Consider the following 19,498-nt stretch of genomic DNA (forward strand, 5'->3'; position numbering starts at 1 on the left):
GTGACCAAGCCGCACGACGCGTCAGACGACCTCCTCGACATCCTCGACGCCCTCGACGAGCTCATCGCCACCGCCCGCTCCATGCCGATGAGCGCCTCGGCGATCGTCAACCGGGACGCCGCCCTCGACCTCATCGACCGCGCCCGCCGCTCCGTGCCCACCGCCATCCATCGCGCCCAGGCGATCGTCGCCGACGCCGACGCCGTCCTGGCCCGCAGTCACGACGAGGCCGAGCGCATCGTGGTCCATGCCCACGAGGAGGCCGAGCAGATCGTGGCGGGGGAGAACATCGTGCGCATGTCCAACGACCGCGCCGACGAGATCATCGCCGCCGCCGAGGAGCGCGCCTCCTCCCTGCGCAGGGGAGCCGACGAGTACTCCGACCGCTCCCTGGCCACCCTGGAGGCCGAGATCGCCAAGATCTCCGAGCAGATCCGCTCCGGGCGCGAGGTCCTCGCCTCCCGCCGGGGCGCCTGGGACGGCATCATCGGCGGCCAGGCCGACTCCGCCGACTCCCAGCGCTCATCGTGGTGACGGGACCGGCGCGAGGGGCCCCTCTCACGACGGCTCGCGCCATGAGCGCGCGCGGGACGCCGCCCAGCGAGTACATTCGGCGCATTCGCACTCCTGGAGGAATCATGACTGGACTCGTCGTCGACATCCTCGACCTGCCACCGACTATCGGCGCCACCAAGCAGATCCACCTCGACCTGGCCGCGCCCGAGGACCTGGGCACCGAGGTCATCGGGGCGGAGCCCGGCAGCCCACTCGTCGTTGACGCCGCCCTGGTCTCCATGGAGGATGGCGTGCTCGTGCGCGGCAGCGCCCGAACGCGCATCCACGGCGAGTGCGTGCGCTGCCTGACCGGCATCGACGAGGATCGGGAGATCACCTTCGATGAGCTCTACCTCCTGCCCGACAAGGCCGCTGAGGCCCGCGCTGACGAGGAGGACGAGGAGGCCGACGACCTCTTCGTCACCGGGCAGACCACTATCGATTTGGAGCCCGCCCTGCGGGACGCCCTCATCCTGGGCCTGCCCATGCGCCCCCTGTGCCGCCCCGACTGCGCGGGCCTGTGCTCGCAGTGCGGGGAGCGGCTCGACGACCTGCCCGCCGACCATCACCACGACACCATCGACCCCCGCTGGGCCGCCCTGTCCGAGCTGCTGCCCGGCTCCGACGAGGAGCTGGACTGATGGGGCGCCGCACCCCGCCACCGGCCCGCGACGACGTCGAGACACTCCTGTACCGCTGGGGCGAGCAGATCGACCCCGACTTGCTGGACCTCGCCCTGACCCACCGCTCCTGGGCCCATGAGAACGGCGGCCTGCCCACCAATGAGCGCCTGGAGTTCCTCGGCGACTCCGTGCTCGGCATCATCGTCACCGAGCGGCTCTTCCGCTCCCATCCCGAATCCCCGGAGGGCCAACTCGCCAAGATGCGCGCCGCCACCGTCTCCGAGCCTGCCCTGGCCGCCGTCGCCCGCGACCTGGGCCTGGGGGAGTTCATCAAACTCGGCAAGGGCGAGGCCCTCTCCGGGGGGAGGGACCGCGCCTCCATCCTCTCCGACACCGTCGAGGCCCTCATCGGCGCCACCTACCTCACGGCCGGCCTGGAGCCAACGCGCGCCGTCGTCGAGAGGATCGTCTCCCGCTTCCTGGCCACCGCCCGCACCCGCGGCGCCGGACTGGACTGGAAGACCAGTCTCCAAGAGCTCGCGGCCGCCCACTGCATGGGCCTGCCCTCCTTCGCGGTCGATGGCGTCGGCCCGGACCACGACCGCTCCTTCTCCGCCCGCGCCATCATCGACGGCGAGGTGATGGGCGAGGGCGAGGGTCGCTCCAAGAAGATCGCCGAGCACGCCGCCGCCGAGGCCGCCTACGCCGCGATCCTCGCCGCCAAGGGCGATGGCGGCCTCGATCTGCCCGGCGTCAATGAGGCCCTCAGGCAGGACCTGGCCGACCACTCGCGGCGCGCGGCCTCCACCACCGCCTCCGCGCGGACGACCGCGCGTCGACGGGACTGAGCCCCGTGCCCGAGCTTCCCGAGGTCGAGGCCGTCCGCGCGGGCCTCGCCCGGCACCTGACGGGACGGCGCATCGCCGACGTCGAGATCCTCGATTCCCGGCCCCTGCGCCGCCAGGACGGCGGACCGGAGGCCTTCGCACAGGCACTGCGCGGGCGCGCCATCACCGGTGCCGCGCGCCGGGGCAAGTTCCTGTGGCTCCCCCTCGACGACGGGCGAGCCCTGTCGGCTCACCTCGGCATGAGCGGCCAGCTCCTCGTGCGCGGAACCGCCGCCCCAGCGGTCGCCGCCGCGTCGGGCGCCCATCTCAGCCCTCCGGGCGAGTCGCCGCCGGACCTGACCGCCACTCGTGCCCCGAGCCTCGTGCGCGATCTGTCCTGCCACCCCCGCCATCTGCGCATCCGGCTGCTCCTGGCCCCCCTGCCCGGGGATGCCCCCGGCGGCGTGGCGCTGGACCTCGTTGACCAGCGGATGCTCGGCGGCATGCGCGTCACCGAGCTCGTGCCCACCGCTGACGGAGCCCCGGGCGGGCAGGGCTCACCGGAGCCGCTCGTCCCCGCCGATGCGGCCCACATCGCCCGCGACCTCCTCGACCCGGCCCTGGACCGGGCAGCTGCCGTCACCAGGGCCCGCTCCTCGCGCCGCGCCATCAAGACCGTCCTCCTCGATCAGGGCATCGTCTCCGGGATCGGCAATATCTATGCCGACGAGGGTCTGTGGCACGGGGGAGTCCACGGCTCGCGACAGTCCGCCGCTCTCAGCCGGCGGGCGGTGGAGCGCGTCCTGAAGGCCACGGCGAGCGTCATGGAGCGGGCCCTGGCCGTGGGAGGCACCAGTTTCGACTCGCTGTATGTCGATGTCGAGGGCGCCCCCGGCTATTTCGCGCGGTCGCTGGCCGTCTACGGGCGGGCGGGCCGCGAGTGCCGCCGCTGCGGTGCCACCCTCCGCTCCGAGGTGATCGGCGGGCGGTCCCACACATCCTGCCCTCGCTGCCAGACGCGCCCCCGAGCGCGCGGGACGCGCGGCCAACCCGGGCCGCGTTTGTGACGTAGGTCCTCGGACGCTGCTAATGTCTGGGGCATGCCGAACGCCGCTACGCCTGGGACCGTCCGCGTCATGATCGTGGACGACCACGAGATCGTCCGACGCGGGATCGCCGAGATCATCGACCGAGCGGACGGCATGGAGGTCGTGGCCGAGGCCGGCTCGAAGGCGGAGGCCGTGCGCCGCGCGGAGCTCGTGCGCCCCGATGTCATGCTCGTCGACCTCCAGCTCCCCGACGGCACCGGTATCGAGGTCATGCGGGAGGTCCGCGACTGCGTGCCCTCCGCCCTGCCCATCGTCCTGACCTCCTTCGACGACGACGAGGCGCTTGCCGAGGCCCTCGAGCTCGGCGCCCGCGCCTATCTGCTCAAGACCGTCCACGGCGCCGAGATCAGCGACGTCGTGCGCGCGGTGGCTTCCGGGCGCGTCCTGCTGGACGAGCGCACGGTCACGCGCCGCCGCGCCGACCATGACGACCCCACCGCCGAGCTCACCAACGCTGAGCGCAAGGTCCTCGAGCTCATCGGCGATGGCCTGTCCAACAGGGAGATCGGCGAGAAGTTGGGCGTGGCCGAGAAGACCGTCAAGAACCACATCACATCCCTGCTGGCCAAGATGGGCCTCCAGCGCCGCACCCAGGTGGCCGCCTGGGTGGCGGGGCAGCGGGCCTCCGGCTGGCGCAACAACGCCTGAGGCCGCGCTGGGCCCAGCTAGGTCCCGCTCCGCGAGCAGGATGGGCGCCCCGGCCTAGGAGCGGTCCAGCGGCGCGATCCAGGTGAAGATCGTCCCCCGCCGGGGCCCATCAGAGCGCGCCCTGGGACCGATGGAGAAGCTGCCGCCGTGGCGCCTGGCCCGCTCGGCCATATTGGCGGTCCCGGAGCGGCGCGTGACCGCGGGATCCACCCCGACGCCGTCGTCCCTGCAGGCGATCGCGGCGAGCGGACCGGTCATGCCCGCCCAGTTCTTCTCGACGCGCTCGGAGGCCGGCAGCACTCCGTTGATCCGCACGTGGATCGTCGCCGAGGAGGCCCGGGCGTGGCGGGCCACGTTGCTCAGCCCCTCCCGCACGACGGCGACCATGTCATCGGCGACGTCGTCATCCACGGACGCGGTGATCGCCCCGGACAACTCGCGGTGAGCGTCCCCGCCCTCCTCGGTGAGGGCGTGGCCGTCGACGGTGATGAGCAGGGAGGGCGCGAAGCCGAGCGAGGTGCGCGCCAGAGAGGCCTCGCGCCGCAGCCGCTCGACGAGCCCGACCTCCTCGTCGCGGTCCCGCAAGGAGTGGACGATGGCGCGGATCTGGCTCACCGAGTCGTCGACGGCCGACAGGACCGAGTCCAGGATGTCGCGCATCGCGTCGCAGTCGGCGTCATCCTCGCACAGGCGATCCCGGGCGGCCGTGACCCGCATCCCGGTGGCGAAGAGCTGCTGGATCGCCAGGTCGTGGAGGTCCCGCCCGATGCGGGCGCGCTCATCGAGGAGGGTGGCCATCTCCTCGGCGTGCTGGGCGTCGGCGAGCTCGAAGGCCATGGTGGCCTGGCCCGCGACGAGCTCAGCGATCTCCAGGTCCTGCTGCGTGAAAGGGGCCTCCCCGGGCTCGCGCAGCAGCAGCATGACCCCGACACCCCGGTCGCGGTGGATCATCGGGGCGTAGAGGGCCGGGCCGAAGCGCGCCAGCGCCTCCACCTTGAGATCCTCCGCGCCCCAGGCGTCGATGAGGGAGGGGACGGTCAGGCCGGTGCGCCGCGCCAGGGTGGACATGGCGCGCCCATCGGCCGGGAAGTAGGTGCCGATGAGCTCGTCGGCATGGTGGCCGTCGGCGATCTCGCAGATCCAGGTGTCGCCCATGCTGGGAAGGACGAGGGCGGAGGTTCCGGCGTGGGCCACCTCCCGCACGCGCCGTGCGATGAGGGTGAGGGCGTCGTCCTGCTCCGCCCCGGACAGCAGGAGGGTTGTGATCTCCTGGGACAGGGCCATCCACTGCTCGCGGTCCCGGGCCTGGCGGTACAGACGGGCGTTCTCGACGGCGATGGCGGCCGCCTCTGCGAGCGTCACCACGGCGTCGATGTCGGCGCGTCCGAAGCCCTCCGGGCGGTCTCCCAGGTAGAGGCGGCCGAAGAGCCGCCCGTGGGCGCGAACCGGCACCGACAGCATGGAGCCGGGCTCTTCCCCCTCGATGGCCCCGGTGAAGGCGGTGGCGCCCGAGAGGTCGTTGACGACGATGACGCCCTGGGGGATGCCCTCGGCCGGCCTGCCGTCCATGAGGCCGGGAGCATCCGGGTCCTCGGCGGCGGGGGTGTCGCCCAGGACCCGCTGGAGGATCTCGGGCCGATCACCGACGAGGTTGGGGACCCGGCCGGTGGACGGGGGAGCGGTCGTGTCGGGTTCGACGACGGCGTCCTTGCTCACGGCGATCGTGCCCCACGAGGCGCCAGTGATCGAGCAGGCCGAGTCCACCAGGCGCCGCAGCGCCTCGGTGACCCGCAGCGAGCTGGTCAGGCGCAGGGCTGCCTGGACGACGTCGACCGCGCGCTCCCAGGGCGGCCCATCGCTCCGGTCCACCCCGGCCCCCGCGGGCGCCTGGTGGGCGTGGACGGCGTAGGCCAGGGGACCACCTGGGCGCGGCTGCCGCGTCTCCTCATGCTCAGGCATCGGCGTTCTCCTGGGAGAGCGACCAGCGGTAGGTCTCCGAGTTCCTCATGAGCTCATCATGCGTGCCGCTCGCCAGGACGGTGGCGGGTTCGCCGGAACCGCGGGCCGATTCTCCGGAGCGGCCCAGCACGAGGATCTCGTCGGCATCCGCCAGGGCGCTCAGCCGGTGCGTGATGAGCAGGATCCCTCGCGCCCGGCTCCCGGCGTCCAGCAGATCGGCCACGAGACGGTCGGCTGTGGCGGCGTCGAGATGCTCCCCGGGTTCGTCGATGAGGAGCAGCGGCGCGGGGGCGGCCAGGGCTCGGGCCAGGAGCAGTCGGCGCCGCTCCCCGCCTGAGATCCCGGTGGCCCCGGTGTCCAGGGGCGTGTCGAGCCCTGCGGGCAGAGCATCGAGCCAGGCGGCCAGTCCTGCCCGTTCGAGGAGCGCGGTGGCGCGCTCGGGCGTCAGAGCGCCATCGGCGACCCTGAGGTTCTCCAGGACACTGGTGTCGAAGACATGGGCGTCCTCGGCGGTGAGCGTGAGCCGGCCGGCCACGTCGCGTCGCTCGGCGCCCCAGGGGGAAGCTCCGTCGATCGTGATCTCGCCGGCCTTGGGCTCGATGAGCCCGGCGAGGGTGAGCAGCAGGGTCGTCTTGCCGATGCCGGAGGGACCGATGATTGCCAGGCGGCGCCCGGGGGCCAGGTCGAGGTCGATGCCCGAGGCGACGATCGGCCCCCCGGGCCAGCCGACGGCCAGGCCCCGGGCGCGCAGCCTGGGCCCTCCCTCGGCGACTTCCGGGAGCAGCGACGGCTTTGGCACGCGGGCTGCGGAGGCCTCCGCGGCCTCCACGAGCCCGACGACGCGCCGGGCGGCCCCTGCGGAGCGGACGAGTTGAACGCTGGCCGGGCCGAGTGCGGCGACCGCCTCGAAGGCGGACAGGGGCACGAGGACGATGACGGCCAACATGACCGGTGCGAGCCGCCCGCTGCTCACCGCGGGAATGCCCGTCAGGAGGGCGCCGATGACGGTCAGACCCAGGGCGGCGGTGTCCAGGGCGGCAGCGACCGCTGCCGGCCGGGCTCCCGCGTCACGGGAGGCGGCGAGGCGCTTCTCCGCGGTCGCCACCTCCTCCATGAGCCGCGGCATGCGTCCCGAGACGCTGAGCTCGGATCCGGACTCGATGGCGGTGAGCGCATGAGCGGTCAGGTCCGTCGCCTGCTCCTGGCGCGCCAGCTCGGCGGCCCTGGCGGAGCGGATGGTGATCGCCGGCCCGACGATCCCCGACAGGGCCAGGCAGACGGCGAGGATGAGGCCTGCGGGCCAGTGGATGATCATGATGCCCGCCACGGTGCCCGTGCTCACGGCGATGGCGATTGCCACCGGCAGATAGGCGCGGATGACGAGATCCCCGACGGCGTCGATATCCGCTCCCACGCGAGCGAGCACATCCCCACGGCGCAGTCCCGCCACCGTGTCGGTGCGCGAGGAGGCCAGGGTCTCGTAGAGGCGGGAGCGCAGCGAGCTCATCCCGCGCAGGGCCGTGGAGTGCGAGACGAGGCGCTCGCAGTAGCGCAGCACTGAGCGCGAGATGCCGAAGAGCCGCACCGCAACGGGGGCCACGCCGAGCGCGGCGATATCGGGCATCTGGGCGGCTCTCGCGATGAGCCAGGCGGACACCGCGGTTAGGCTCACGGCGCTGCCCAGGCTCAGGGCGCCGGCGATGACGGACATGGCGAACCGGCGGCGGTCGAGTCCGAGCAGATCGACGGCGCGCCGCAGCGCCCGCCGCTCGTCGGGGGCGAGGAGGGAGGGGAGGGGACTCATCGACCATCACCGGCCCTCGTGAGGGCGCCAGCGGCGGCGGCTTCGCCAGGCGGCGCGGTCCCCTCGGACGGCGTCGTGTCGGGATCGTGGGTCGAGCGAACCTCGACGACGTCGTCGGCGATGGCGATGAGGGCCCGGCGGTGGGCGATGACGATGATCGTCCGTCCTTCGGCCCGCAGTGCTTCGACGGCGCGCAGCACATGGGCCTCGCTGGCGGCGTCGAGGTGGGCGGTGGGCTCATCGAGCACGACGAGGGGCCTGGGGGCGAGGAGGGCTCGGGTGAGCGCGAGGCGTTGGCGCTGACCGATGCTCAGGCCGACCCCGCCCTGGCCAATCGGGGTCGACCAGCCGTGCTCCAGGGAGGCGATGACCTCGTCGAGCCCGGACTGTGCCGCGGCCCGCTCGACGGCTTCGGGAATGGGTGCCCCCGATGCCCTCATCGCGGCCTCCTCATCCTCGCCCAGGACGTGGGCCAGGAGGGTCCCCGGAAGGATGGCGGGGCGCTGGGGGACCCAGGAGATCTGCTCCCACCAGGTGGCGGGATCGATGTCCGCCAGGTCGATCAGCCCGCCTGCGGGCGTTCCGGGGGAATCACCGAGCGGGGCGCTGATGAGCACGCGGCCGCGGTCGGCCGGCAGGAGGCCGAGGAGGACCTGGGCGGTGGTGGTCTTGCCTGCCCCGGAGTCCCCGGTGAGCACCACGAGCCGACCGGGGCGGATGACGGCGGTGAGGTCGTGGGGTGCCCAGGCGCCCCGGGCTGCGACCGACAATCCCTCAATGCGGATGGTCGCGGTGGCGAGAGAGGGTGCCGCAGTGGTGCCGCGCTCCGGGATGGGGGTCTCGAGGATGGAGAAGACGGCCTCGGCTGCGGCCACGCCATTGGCGGAGGCGTGGAAGTGGAAGCCGACTTGGCGCAGGGGGTTGAAGATCTCCGGGGCGATCATGATGACGAGGAGGCCGGTGGCCAGGTCGAGGCCGCCGTACAGGAGCCGGAAGCCGACTTCGACGGCGATGATCGCGACCGACAGCGTGGTGATGAACTCGAGTACCGCGCCGGACAGGAAGGCCACGCGCAGGGTGGACATCGTGGTGGCGTTGTAGGCCTCGCCCAGTGCCCGCACCCGCTTGACCGGCCCGGTCTCGCGCCCCAGGGCCTTGAGCGTCGGCAGGCCCGCGATGAGGTCGAGCACCTGGGATCCCAGTCGCTCCATGGCGGCGAGGCGCTGCGTGGAGTACTCCTGGGTCAGACGGCCGATGAGGATCATGAACACCGGGATGAGGGGGGTCGTGAGCACGACGGCGACGGTCGATGGGATATCGGCCGCGAGCATGACGGCACCGGTCATCGGGGTGACGGTGGCGGCCAGGAGGAGTTGGGGCAGATAACGGACGAAATAGGGCTCGAGGTCGTCCAGCCCACGGGTGAGCAGGGTCGCGGTATCTGCGCCGTGGGTGGACTGCCACCGGGGGCCGAGCGCTGCCGCGCGGGCCAGGACGAGGCGCCGAAGCTCGATGATCGTGGAGGCGGCCGCCCGGTGGGCCCGGCCCTCCTGAACGAGCACGACCAGCGCGCGCGCCACCGCCACGCCGGCCAGGGCCGCCAGGAGGCCGCTCAGCTCTCCCGGGCGCGCTCGGTCCAGGATGACGGGGGAGATGATCCGGGAGATGAGCCAGGCCTGCGCTACCACGAGGATCGCCGTGAGGACACCCGTCACGGCGGTCAGGACCACGTAGCGCCGGGCCGAGTGCGCGTAGCGCATGAGACGTGGGTCAAGGGGCTTCACGGCGCCCATCCTATGTGGAGGGGCGCAGACCGCCGGGTCATAGGCGTCGTTTATGCCGGTGAGTGCTGGGGAGGCGGACTCGATCTGCCACCCGGTTGCCTCCCGCCGTTCCTGGCGAAGGCGGCGCGCTGGTGAGACGATGCTCGTAAGCCCGACCCGCAGGATCAATGCCCCGCCAGCAAGGGTGACCGTTCGGATGACACGACGGCGTCATGAGTGCCCGTTCGCCGTTCCCCAGTGGTGCGTGCGCGGCACGACGATGATCGCCGCCCGGCCCATCTGGGCCGGGCGGCGATCATCGTCGATGGCGGGATCTCACCCCGGCAGGGAGCAGGGGGGCGCTCCCTCGCGCGGCGGGGCCGCGTCGGGCTCAATAGCCGATAACGGCCTCCGGCTGGGCGGAGTCGCGCACATTCGTGGGATGCAGACCGCCCGCATCGGGGTTGATGGCCTCGGCGCTGATGCGCCCGGCGAACACCTTGTAGCCCCAGATCGTGTAGAAGAGCACGACCGGGACGAACACAACGGCCGCCACCGTCATGATGAGCAGGGTGACATCAGCAGAGGCCGCCTGCTGGATCGTCAAGGAATAGGCCGGGTCGATGGACGAGCGCATGACATCGGGCGCCATGGCGGAGAAGATGAAGGCCACTGCGAAGGCGATTCCGGCGAAGTGCATCCCGAACGCCATCCCGAAGCGGCCGCGGTGGCTCATGAGCAGGGAGCCGATGAGACCGGCGGCGGCGATGATGAGCGGCAGCCAGGCCAGGGCGTTGGGGGAGTGGGCCAACTGCGCCCAGAGGGCCCACACTGCGGTGAGCGTCGCGGAGACGGAGCCGGAGCGCACGGCGAAGGACTCTGCGCGCTCGCGAAGCGCCCCGGTGGTCTTCAAGGCGGTGAACAGTGCGCCGTGGGTGATGAAGAGCAGGCAGGTCACCGCGCCGCCCAGAAGGGTGAAGGGGGTGAGCAACGAGAAGAACCCGCCGGTGAGCTGGTGCGAGGCGCCGAGCGTCAGGGAGTCGGCCGGGACCCGGGCCGGGTCGATGGCGGCTCCGCTCGCCGTCTCGATGACCTCGATCCTCATGCCCTGCACCAGATTGGCGAAGGCCACGCCCCACAGCACGGCGGGCACCCACGCGCTGATCGTGTGGGCCCAGTCCCACCAGTCGCGCCAGCGCTGGGAGTTGATCTTGATGCGCCATTCGATGGCGCAGACGCGCACGATCAGGCACAGCAGGATGAGGAACAGCGGCAGATAGGCGCCGGAGAAGAGGGTGCCGTACCACTCCGGGAAGGCGGCGAAGGTGGCGCCGCCGGCGGTGAGCAGCCAGACCTCGTTGCCATCCCAGTGGGGCCCGATGGTCCCCATCATGGCGCGGCGCTCGCGCTCGTCGCGGCCGAGGATCTTCAGGAGCATGCCGACTCCGAAGTCGAAGCCCTCCAGAGCGAGGTAGCCGGTCCACAGGACGGCGATGAGGATGAACCAGAGAATCGAGAGCGTCATGGTCGTGTTCTTCCTTCCCGGCTCAGTACTCGAAGGACAGCAGGGCGGGAGCGTCCGCGGTCTTCGTGGATCCACTCGGCCCGGAGGCCTTGGCTCTGGGGGCGTTCACCGGATCGACCGGGGTGCGCACGCCCTCGCGGATGTAGCGGCGCAGCAGGTAGAACCAGATGACTCCCAGGCCCGCGTATAGGAGGGTGAAGATCACCATGGAGGCCAGGACGGTTCCCGAGGAGACCACGGTGGAGACCCCGTCGGCGGTTCGCATGTAGATCTGGGAGACCGGGTCGGCGAGGTTGGGGGCGATGACCCAGGGCTGGCGGCCCATCTCCGTGAAGATCCAGCCGAAGGAGGAGGCGATGAAGGGCAGCCACATCGTCCACAGGGCCGCCTTGCCCAGGGCCGGGCTGCCGATGAGCCGGTCGCGTCGGGTCAGCCACAGCGCGAGGGCTCCGATGGCCATGGAGATCATTCCGAGCCCGATCATGAGGCGGAAGGTCCAGAAGGTGATCATCTCGTCGGGGGTGTAGTCGCCCGGGCCGAACCTCTGCTCGTACATGGTCTGGGCGTCGTTGAGGCCCATGACCTCGGCGTGCGGGTCGTTGGTGGCCATGAAGGAGTAGATGTTGGGGATCGTCAGGATGTGCGAGGCCGTGCCATCGGCGCACGAGCCGAAGGTCGCGACGGTGAATCCCGCGCCCTCCTGGGTCTCGCACAGCATCTCGGCGGCGGCCATCTTGGCGGGCTGGACCTCGGCGATGATCTGGCCCTGGGTGTGGCCCGAGGCCGTGCACAGCAGGCCGGAGATGATCATGGTGATCGCTCCGAAGCGGGTGAGGCGTCGCCACAGCTGCCGGGCCTCGAAGTCCTGCCCGGCGCGGACGGCGCGGGTCATCCACCACGCGGCCACGCCCAGGATGACGGCTCCCGCCACGAGGAAGGCGGCGGAGATGGTGTGGGCCAGGGTGGTCCACAGCAGTGGGTTGCTCAGCACCTTGAGGAATCCGTCGACGCCGTCGAGCTCGGCGCGCCCGGTCTGCGGGTTGAGGACGGCGCCGACGGGGTTCTGCATCCAGGAGTTGGCCGCCAGGATAAAGAAAGCCGAGACGTTGGTGCCCAGGGCCACCATCCACATGCACAGGTTGTGCAGCTTGGGGGACAGGCGGTCCCATCCGAAGATCCACAGGCCCAGGAAGGTCGACTCCATGAAGAAGGCCAGCAGCGCCTCGAAGGCCAGGGGGGCGCCGAAGATGTTGCCGACGAATCGCGAGTACTCCGACCAGTTCATGCCGAACTGGAACTCCTGGACGATGCCGGTGGCCACCCCCAGGGCGAAGTTGATGAGCAGGATCTTGCCGAAGAACTTGGTGGCGACCCTCCACTGCTCGTTGCCGGTGCGCAGGTAGAGGGTCTCCATGAGCGCCACGAGTGGCGACAGGCCGATCGTCAGGGGAACCAGGATGAAGTGGTAGACCGTGGTGATGCCGAACTGCCATCGAGCCAGGTCGAGGGAGTCCAGCGCCATCGGCGCGAGAGTCATGATCGCACCTTTCGGAAGGGGTGAACGGAAATAGGGGACACCATTGTGGATGGTGGCGATGTATAGGGTCTGGGGCTGATGCGAGTGTAGGGCACGGACTGACGTTGTGTCACGATTTCGTTGGCGCGCGGGACCTCGTATCTCAATCGCATCCGGTGGACCGGCCCCGCCGCGCCTCGGGCCGGGTGCGCCCCGGGGCGCCGACGTGCGCTATGCCTCGGGCGTGATCGGCCCGGCCGCGCCATCGGGCGCCCGGGGGTGTGGAATACTCTGACCCGGCTTCGAGCGCCCTCGTACAGGCGGCCGGAGTCCGAGCCTCGTCGGCTACCCCGGCAGTGGAGACTTGCGCCGCATCGCGCGCCGCCGCACTCCAGCGCCGAGCGGGTGCCATGGCGAGCCGGCGCCTCACGGCGCAGACGCAGACTTTCTCTGCTCCTCCCAGGGGAGCTGACAGCGCCCCGGCGCCGCGAGTACGGGTGGCGCGCGGGCATCCGGAGAGTGCATCACGATGCCACGAGCCAAGAAGACCACCGAAGCCGCGACCGAGGCCGTCGAGCCCATGAGCGCCGCCGAGCCGAAGGAGACTCCCGCCACGCCTCCCCGGCGCCGCCACAAGGCCACCGCTGCCGCTGCGGCCCCTGAGGCCGCGCCCGAGCCCCGGGCGGGGAGGAGTCCCCTGCGCACCTCTGCGGCCGATGAGCCCGAGAGTCCCGAGGGCGCGCCCGAGGAGGCCTCGCAGGACGCTCAGCCCATGCTGCCCGTGGCCTCCCTCCTCTTCCAAGCGCCCGATCCCGCCCGCGCCAGGCGCCGTCGCCGGGCCTCTTCGGCGACGACGACTCCGCAGGAGGCGCCCGCCGCCGGCCAGCCCGTCGCTTCCGCGCGCGGCCGTGGTCGCAGCTCAGATGATGACTCCGAGGCACTCGGTCCACAGGGCGCCGACGCCGCTCCTGAGAGCGCCGCCGCGCCTGCGGGGAAGGGGCGCCGCCGTCGCAAGGCGACGGCCCCGGTTGCCGCGCCCGAGCACGTGGAAGAGGCCGCGCCGGCTCGGCGCCGCTCGCGCAAGAAGAAGACCGCGGATGCCCTCTCGGAGGCCGACGCTCCTGAGTCCCATGAATCCCAGGACGCCCCATTCTCCGCCGAGGATGAGACCGCCGAGTCCTCCGACGGTGCGAACGAGTCGGATGTCGCCGATGACGCCTCGGATGCCGAGTCGGGCCAGGGCAGGCGCAAGCGCCGCCGCGGGGGTCGGGGGCGACGTCCCCGCGGGCAGTCCGCCGAGGACGGCTCTAGCGACGACGCCTCCGCCGCCGAGGACGCTGGCGATGCCGAGCCCGACGGCCGGGCCGTGGGCGCGCCGGTGGAGGGAGCGGAGGACCCCGACGGCGCCGAGGGCGAGGAGGACGGCGGCTCCTCGCGCCGTCGTCGGCGTCGCCGCTCGCGCACCCGCTCCGATCGCGAGGCCGGGGAGGGCAGGGGCAAGGACATTCGCGATGAGGTCACCGCTCTCAAGGGCTCCACGCGCCTGGAGGCCAAGCGCCAGCGGCGCCGGGAGGGGCGCGCTGCTGGCCGCCGGCGCCCGATCGTCACCGAGGCGGAGTTTCTCGCCCGCCGCGAGAGCGTCGATCGCCGCATGATCGTTCGCGAGCAGGACGGGCTCAATCAGATCGCGGTGCTGGAGGACGGCCTGCTCGTCGAGCACTATGTCGCTCGCCACACGCAGGCCTCGATGGTTGGCAATATCTACATCGGCCGCGTGCAGAACGTCCTGCCCTCGATGGAGGCCGCCTTCGTTGACCTCGGCAAGGGCCGCAACGCGGTTCTCTACGCCGGTGAGGTGAACTGGGATGCTGCGGGCATGGAGGGAAGGCCCCGCCGGATCGAGGACGCCCTCTCCAGCGGGGATACCGTTCTCGTCCAGGTCACCAAGGACCCCATTGGTCACAAGGGGGCGCGCCTGACGAGTCAGATCGCCCTGGCCGGCCGCTATCTCGTGCTCGTGCCGGGCGGCACGATGACCGGTATCTCGCGCAAGCTGCCCGACACCGAGCGGGCGCGCCTGAAGAAGATCCTCAAGCGGGTCGTCCCCGACTCCGCCGGCGTCATCGTGAGAACCGCCGCTGAGGGCGCCTCGGAGGAGCAGCTCGCCGCGGATGTCAAGCGCCTCGCGGACCAGTGGGCCTCGATCGATAAGCGCGCCAAGGCCGTCCTGGGCGGCTCGGGGAAGGCCCCGGTCCTCCTCAAGGGCGAGCCGGAGCTCGCGCTGAGGGTCGTGCGCGATGTCTTCAATGAGGACTTCCGTCAGCTCGTCGTGGCGGGACCGGATGCCTGGCGCACCATCTCCGAGTACGTCACCGAGCTCAGCCCCGATCTCGCCGATCGTCTCCAGCACTGGGTTGAGCCGGAGGACGTGTTCACCGCTCATCGCATCGACGAGCAGCTCGCCAAGGGCTTCGATCGCAAGGTCTGGCTGCCCAGCGGCGGCACTCTCGTCATCGACCGGACGGAGGCCATGACCGTCATCGACGTCAACACCGGCCGCTACACCGGCGCCGGCGGCACCCTGGAGGAGACGGTGACCCGCAACAACCTCGAGGCGGCCGAGGAGATCGTGCGCCAGCTGCGCCTGCGGGACATCGGTGGCATGGTCGTCATCGACTTCGTCGACATGGTCCTGGAGTCCAACCGCGATCTCGTCCTGCGCCGCCTCGTGGAGTGCCTGGGCCGGGACCGCACCCGTCACCAGGTCACTGAGGTCACCTCCCTCGGCCTGGTGCAGATGACGCGCAAGCGCGTCGGCCAGGGACTGGTTGAGGCCTTCTCCACGCCCTGCGACTGCTGCGGGGGCCGGGGCTTCATCGTCCACGAGAGCCCTGTCGAGAACCAGCAGGCGGACATGTCCGCCTCGGGTTCCCGCTCGTCGGGCCGCAAGGGGCGCAAGGGCAAGGAGAGCTCGACGAAGTCCTCCGACCGCGCCTCGGGCAGGACCGACTCCAACCGCTCCGATCGGGCCGAGGGCGCCGGCGATGACGAGGCTGCGCGCGCTGCCGTCCGTGGGGCCGTGGCTCAGATCGCCGCTGCCACTGAGCAGGTGCACGAGCAGTCGCAGGACCCCTCCCCGGCGACGGACGGCGACTGATCGGAGCTGGGGCGGGGCTAACGTCCCACTTCTGGGCGTATTGCTGGAGTCGGTGCGGAGAACGACTGATCCAATCCCCTCATTGCGACGGCGGATCCGCGAAGATCCCCGTAGCATTGGACGTGATGACGCAATGCCATCAAACGGGGGGATGGTCCCCCTGCACTGCGCACAGAATCGTGGGGAGGGGTCATGGCGGCGGCCACCGGCAGGAGGATCGGGATCACCGCGATCCTGCGCTGGGTCGTGGCATTCGCACTCGGCCTCCTCGTTGGGCTGATGGCCTACACCTTCGTGTACGCCAAGGGGTTCTCCTACCTCAGTAATGACCCGCGGGCCTGCGTCAACTGCCATGTGATGGAGGACCAGTACAAGTCCTGGCAGGCGGGTCACCACCGCCGCAGCGCCACCTGCGGTGACTGCCACCTGCCGCATGACAATGTCGTTCATAAGTACTGGGTGAAGGCGGAGGACGGCTTCCTCCACGGGTTGAAGTTCACCACCGGCGACTACCCCGAGAACATCGTCATCCGCGACGTCAACATGGACGTCGCCAACGAGGCCTGCGTGAACTGCCATGCCGACGTGACCGACGACATGCGCCACGGGGCGCTCAATCGCAACGAGGTCTACGACTGCGTTCGCTGCCATTCCGGGATCGGCCATGAGTAGAGAGGATCAGGCCATGGACACCGCCGACGAGAGCCCCGAGGGGCCCGCAGCGGAGGTTGACCGCAACAGCGCCACGAGCCCAGCCAGGGATGAGGGTCCCGGCGAGGTCACGGCGCGGCCCAAGCGCTCCTTCTTCGGGGGCCCCGTGTTCATGGTGCTGTTCATGGCACTGGTCGCAGGGGCGACCTTCGTCGTGACCATGCTGCTCATGAGCATCAACGACCACCAGGTCGAGGGCTCGCGCGCCTTCTACAACGTCGTGGAGCTCGATGAGACCTCTTACGACCCCGCCACCTGGGGCCAGAACTACCCCATCCAGTACGCGGACTACAAGAAGACGGCGGAGTTCACCCCCGCCGAGCACGCGGGCACGATGGTGCCGCACTCGGTGGAGGGGGACCCCCGCAGCGAGGTCAAGTCCCAGAAGCTGGAGGAGGACCCCCGACTGATCGAGATGTGGTCCGGATACGCCTTCGCCGTGGACTACCGGCACGCCCGCGGTCACGAGTACGCCACGATCGACCAGCAGTACACGCTGCGCAACGCCAAGGACCAACAGCCCGGCACCTGCGCGAACTGCCATGTCTCGGCGCCCGCCCTCTATGACAAGCTCGGCAACGGCGATCGGGAAGCGGGCTTCGAGGCCACTGGCACGATGAAGCTCTCCGAGGTCCTCGCCGATGGCTCGGTGTCGCACCCGGTGGCCTGCATCGACTGCCACGACCCCAAGACCATGGAGCTGCGGGTCACCCGCCCGTCCTTCATGCGCGCCATCAAGGCCCTCAAGGCCAGCCAGGGCGTGAACGACTTCGAGGTCAACAAGGACGCCACCCCGCAGGAGATGCGGACGTACGTGTGCGCCCAGTGCCACGTGGAGTACTACTTCAAGGGGGACAACAAGGTCCTGACCTTCCCCTGGGACAAGGGGATCGACATCGACAACATCTACTCCTACTACGAGGAGCAGGGCTTCACCGACTGGACTCACGAGAAGACCGGGGCGCCCATGCTCAAGGCCCAGCACCCCGAGTTCGACATCTGGTCCAACTCGGTCCACGCCGCCAACGGCGTTGGATGCGCCGACTGCCACATGAACTACAAGCGCGTGGGCGCCGGCAAGGTCTCCAACCACCATGTCACCACGCCGATGGTGGATGTCAACGCCTCCTGCGGCACCTGCCACAAGACCGGCGACGGCGTCATCGAGAAGCGGGTGCGCACGATCCAGGCGAACTTCATCTCCTCGCGCGACCGCGCCTTTGACGCCCTGGTCGGTCTCATCTCCGACCTGGAAGCGGCCAAGACCAATGGCACCTCGCCCGAGCAGGTCGCCCTGGCCCAGCAGTACCAGCGCAAGGCGAGCTTCTACCTCGACTACGTCTACTCCGAGAATTCCTATGGCTTCCACGCCCCGGACTACGAGCAGCGGATCATCAACCAGGCGGAGAACGCCGCGCAGAACGGCCGCCTGGCCCTGACGGGCAAGACCGCCGAGGAGCTCAAGGCCTCGGACGTCTCGACCGCCAATGCCGAGCACTACCCCTCGGACAAGGCGGCGACCGGCGCCTCCCAAGGCAGCGGCCACTGATGGCGGGCGCTGAGGGCAGCGGCGCGCGGGGCGATGCCCCAGTGCCGGATGACGACCGCCTCAGGCGAGTCCGCGAGCTGCTCGATGAGCTGAGCCCGCAGGAGCGTCAGGAGCTCCTGCGGGCGGGGGGACGGGCCGCCGGATTCGGGAGCGCCGAGGAGACCGCCAAAGACGGGGCCAAGGGATCGGGGGGCGGCGCCGGCAGCGCCGACGCCGCCGAGTCGGAGGAGCAGGACGAGTCCGAGGCCTTCTACGCCGGCCTTGAGGACGACGACGATCTCATCGGCTCCAAGCTCGCCTCGCGCCGCGCCAAGCGGGGTGAGGACGAGCACCGGGGGCCGGCCGGCTCAAGGTCGAGGCGGCGTGCGCCGTTGTCGAGTGCGGAGCGCATCGCGCTCGTCGCCGCCGTCATTCTCGGCATCGCCGTCGCGATCTGGTACAGCAATGTGGGGGGAGTCTCCTCCGGTTCTCCCCACGGGGGCACCATGGCCAGCGCCGGCGCGCAGGGCGATGCTTCCAAGCCGGGCACCGAGCAGTGGGCGGCGGAGGTCTCCACCATCCAGTCGCAGATCGAGGCCGATCCTGCGAATCTCGATCTGAGGATCCGGCTCGGGCGGGCCTACGCCGGTCTCGGTGACTACGACCGGGCGATCGAGACCCTCACCGGCGTCACCGATGAGGATCCGGCCAAGGTGGAGGCCTGGTATTACCTCGGCTTCATCCGCATGAGCACCAACCCGCCGGACGAGGACGCCGCCCGGGCCGCCTGGCAGAAGGTCATCGCCCTCGCCCCTGACTCGGAGATGGCCGGCAAGGCGCGCTCGCATATGGCTAACCTGGGCTCGCAGGGCGACGCGGTCGGACCCCAGGGAGCGTCCGCCGCCCCCACGGGAAGCGCGAGCGCCACTGCCGAGGCGGCTCCCCGATGACATCCGTGTCCGTTCCCGTCGCGCTCCTGGCGGGTCTCATGGCCTTCGCCTCGCCCTGCTTTCTGCCCCTGGTGCCCGCACTCCTCGCCCATCTCGCTGGGCGCGGAGGCGCCGCTGCGGCGGATATCCCCTCGCTGCGCCGCGCCCCAGTGCTCACCAGAGGCGACCTCGGGCAGGTGAAGGGCGGCGGCGCGGCCATCCCCCTTGGGGCCCCGGCAGTCGACGGGGTCGCGCGCCCCGCCCCGCCGCGCGTCGTGCTCAACGCCACTGCCTTCGTGCTCGGCTTCTCCGTCGTGTTCGTGGGGCTGTGGGCGCTCATCGTGTCCGGCGCCGTCGCCCTGGGCCCGCACCGCCGGGCACTGCGCCTCGTGGGCGGCGCCCTTCTCATCGTGATGGGCCTGCACACCGTTGGACTGCTGCGGATCAGGGCACTGGACCGAGCTCTCGGCGGTGGGCTCGGTGATGCCGGCCGCCCGGGCGGGGGAGCGACCCCTCTCAGCTCGCTGCTCATGGGCATCGGCTTCGCCCTGGGATGGTCGCCCTGCATCGGTCCGGTGCTTGGTGCGATCATCGCGCTCGCCTCCCAAGCGGCTTCTGCCTGGCAGGGGTTTGCGCTCATGGTCGTGTTCTGCGCCGGGCTCGGCGCGCCGGTGATCGTCCTGGCCCTGGGCATTGACCGCGCGGCGGCCAGAACAGCGTGGCTGCGCGCCCATGGCCGCGCCATCCGGATCGCCTCGGGAGTTCTGCTCATCGCCGTCGGGGCGCTGATGACCATGGATCTGCTGGCCCCGCTCTCCGGCTTCGTGAGCACCCCACTATGAGG

General features: G+C 70.9%; 15 protein-coding genes. 10 read left to right on the forward strand and 5 right to left on the reverse strand.

The genetic code is table 11. The annotated features are described in order from the left end of the window. The 5 genes from B6G06_RS03265 to B6G06_RS03285 all read left to right on the forward strand — a co-directional run bounded on the left by B6G06_RS03265 (nucleotide 1) and on the right by B6G06_RS03285 (nucleotide 3,762). The gene (locus B6G06_RS03265; protein WP_080463096.1) at nucleotides 1–534 is read left to right on the forward strand and encodes an ATP synthase subunit B family protein; all 534 of its coding nucleotides are present in this window, start codon (nucleotides 1–3) and stop codon (nucleotides 532–534) included. Nucleotides 535–638: 104 nt separating this feature from the next. Further along, entirely contained in the window at nucleotides 639–1,196 is a 558-nt protein-coding gene (locus B6G06_RS03270; protein WP_080463095.1) for a YceD family protein, read from the forward strand. Next, entirely contained in the window at nucleotides 1,196–2,026 is an 831-nt protein-coding gene (gene rnc, locus B6G06_RS03275) for a ribonuclease III (protein ID WP_081170959.1), read from the forward strand. Before B6G06_RS03270 ends, rnc begins: the two co-directional genes overlap by 1 nt. Before the next feature lie 5 nt (nucleotides 2,027–2,031). Next, nucleotides 2,032–3,072 carry a bifunctional DNA-formamidopyrimidine glycosylase/DNA-(apurinic or apyrimidinic site) lyase gene (gene mutM, locus B6G06_RS03280; protein ID WP_081170961.1) on the forward strand — a complete coding sequence of 347 codons (1,041 nt, stop codon included), beginning with the start codon at nucleotides 2,032–2,034 and terminating at the stop codon, nucleotides 3,070–3,072. Nucleotides 3,073–3,105: 33 nt separating this feature from the next. Beyond that, entirely contained in the window at nucleotides 3,106–3,762 is a 657-nt protein-coding gene (locus B6G06_RS03285) for a response regulator (RefSeq protein WP_080463092.1), read from the forward strand. Nucleotides 3,763–3,816: 54 nt separating this feature from the next. Here the strand turns inward: B6G06_RS03285 and B6G06_RS03290 are convergent, their stop codons facing one another. The 5 genes from B6G06_RS03290 to B6G06_RS03310 all read right to left on the reverse strand — a co-directional run bounded on the left by B6G06_RS03290 (nucleotide 3,817) and on the right by B6G06_RS03310 (nucleotide 12,350). Continuing rightward, nucleotides 3,817–5,721 (reverse strand): sensor histidine kinase, encoded by a 1,905-nt coding sequence (locus B6G06_RS03290; RefSeq protein ID WP_080463091.1) that lies wholly within the window; start codon nucleotides 5,719–5,721, stop codon nucleotides 3,817–3,819. Next, a complete protein-coding gene (gene cydC / locus B6G06_RS03295; RefSeq protein WP_081170963.1) occupies nucleotides 5,714–7,525 on the reverse strand; it encodes a thiol reductant ABC exporter subunit CydC in 1,812 nt (603 codons plus the stop codon). Before cydC ends, B6G06_RS03290 begins: the two co-directional genes overlap by 8 nt. Next, a complete protein-coding gene (cydD, locus tag B6G06_RS03300) occupies nucleotides 7,522–9,309 on the reverse strand; it encodes a thiol reductant ABC exporter subunit CydD (RefSeq protein ID WP_205635466.1) in 1,788 nt (595 codons plus the stop codon). Before cydD ends, cydC begins: the two co-directional genes overlap by 4 nt. 370 nt (nucleotides 9,310–9,679) lie before the next feature. Beyond that, nucleotides 9,680–10,813 carry a cytochrome d ubiquinol oxidase subunit II gene (cydB, locus tag B6G06_RS03305; protein ID WP_080463088.1) on the reverse strand — a complete coding sequence of 378 codons (1,134 nt, stop codon included), beginning with the start codon at nucleotides 10,811–10,813 and terminating at the stop codon, nucleotides 9,680–9,682. 22 nt (nucleotides 10,814–10,835) lie between these two features. After that, nucleotides 10,836–12,350, reverse strand: a complete 1,515-nt coding sequence (locus B6G06_RS03310; protein ID WP_081170967.1) for a cytochrome ubiquinol oxidase subunit I — start codon at nucleotides 12,348–12,350, stop codon at nucleotides 10,836–10,838. A 508-nt stretch (nucleotides 12,351–12,858) separates the two neighbouring features. Here B6G06_RS03310 and B6G06_RS03315 point away from each other — a divergent pair. The 5 genes from B6G06_RS03315 to B6G06_RS03335 all read left to right on the forward strand — a co-directional run bounded on the left by B6G06_RS03315 (nucleotide 12,859) and on the right by B6G06_RS03335 (nucleotide 19,496). Further along, a complete protein-coding gene (locus B6G06_RS03315) occupies nucleotides 12,859–15,486 on the forward strand; it encodes an Rne/Rng family ribonuclease (RefSeq protein WP_080463086.1) in 2,628 nt (875 codons plus the stop codon). Between the two features lie 192 nt (nucleotides 15,487–15,678). Then, entirely contained in the window at nucleotides 15,679–16,158 is a 480-nt protein-coding gene (gene nrfH, locus B6G06_RS03320; RefSeq protein WP_080463085.1) for a cytochrome c nitrite reductase small subunit, read from the forward strand. Between the two features lie 13 nt (nucleotides 16,159–16,171). Continuing rightward, nucleotides 16,172–17,746: an ammonia-forming cytochrome c nitrite reductase subunit c552 gene (locus B6G06_RS03325; RefSeq protein WP_229657969.1), complete on the forward strand. Its 1,575-nt coding sequence runs from the start codon at nucleotides 16,172–16,174 to the stop codon at nucleotides 17,744–17,746. Further along, a complete protein-coding gene (locus tag B6G06_RS03330; RefSeq protein WP_080463084.1) occupies nucleotides 17,746–18,675 on the forward strand; it encodes a tetratricopeptide repeat protein in 930 nt (309 codons plus the stop codon). The genes B6G06_RS03325 and B6G06_RS03330 overlap by 1 nt, the downstream gene beginning before the upstream one ends. After that, the gene (locus tag B6G06_RS03335; protein WP_080463083.1) at nucleotides 18,672–19,496 is read left to right on the forward strand and encodes a cytochrome c biogenesis CcdA family protein; all 825 of its coding nucleotides are present in this window, start codon (nucleotides 18,672–18,674) and stop codon (nucleotides 19,494–19,496) included. Before B6G06_RS03330 ends, B6G06_RS03335 begins: the two co-directional genes overlap by 4 nt. Nucleotides 19,497–19,498: the final 2 nt, after the last annotated feature.

It is taken from the genome of Actinomyces gaoshouyii (assembly GCF_002076915.1).
In the GTDB taxonomy this organism is placed as follows: Bacteria; Actinomycetota; Actinomycetes; order Actinomycetales; family Actinomycetaceae; genus Actinomyces; species Actinomyces gaoshouyii.

What these genes read in the sequence shown, in the direction of transcription:
- B6G06_RS03270 (WP_080463095.1), top strand. Translation starts at nt 639, where the DNA reads ATGACTGGACTCGTCGTCGACATCCTCGACCTGCCACCGACTATCGGC.
- rnc (WP_081170959.1), top strand. Translation starts at nt 1,196, where the DNA reads ATGGGGCGCCGCACCCCGCCACCGGCCCGCGACGACGTCGAGACACTC.
- B6G06_RS03285 (WP_080463092.1), top strand. Translation starts at nt 3,106, where the DNA reads ATGCCGAACGCCGCTACGCCTGGGACCGTCCGCGTCATGATCGTGGAC.
- B6G06_RS03290 (WP_080463091.1), bottom strand. Translation starts at nt 5,721, where the DNA reads ATGCCTGAGCATGAGGAGACGCGGCAGCCGCGCCCAGGTGGTCCCCTG.
- cydC (WP_081170963.1), bottom strand. Translation starts at nt 7,525, where the DNA reads ATGAGTCCCCTCCCCTCCCTCCTCGCCCCCGACGAGCGGCGGGCGCTG.
- cydB (WP_080463088.1), bottom strand. Translation starts at nt 10,813, where the DNA reads ATGACGCTCTCGATTCTCTGGTTCATCCTCATCGCCGTCCTGTGGACC.
- B6G06_RS03310 (WP_081170967.1), bottom strand. Translation starts at nt 12,350, where the DNA reads ATGACTCTCGCGCCGATGGCGCTGGACTCCCTCGACCTGGCTCGATGG.
- B6G06_RS03315 (WP_080463086.1), top strand. Translation starts at nt 12,859, where the DNA reads ATGCCACGAGCCAAGAAGACCACCGAAGCCGCGACCGAGGCCGTCGAG.
- nrfH (WP_080463085.1), top strand. Translation starts at nt 15,679, where the DNA reads ATGGCGGCGGCCACCGGCAGGAGGATCGGGATCACCGCGATCCTGCGC.
- B6G06_RS03325 (WP_229657969.1), top strand. Translation starts at nt 16,172, where the DNA reads ATGGACACCGCCGACGAGAGCCCCGAGGGGCCCGCAGCGGAGGTTGAC.
- B6G06_RS03330 (WP_080463084.1), top strand. Translation starts at nt 17,746, where the DNA reads ATGGCGGGCGCTGAGGGCAGCGGCGCGCGGGGCGATGCCCCAGTGCCG.
- B6G06_RS03335 (WP_080463083.1), top strand. Translation starts at nt 18,672, where the DNA reads ATGACATCCGTGTCCGTTCCCGTCGCGCTCCTGGCGGGTCTCATGGCC.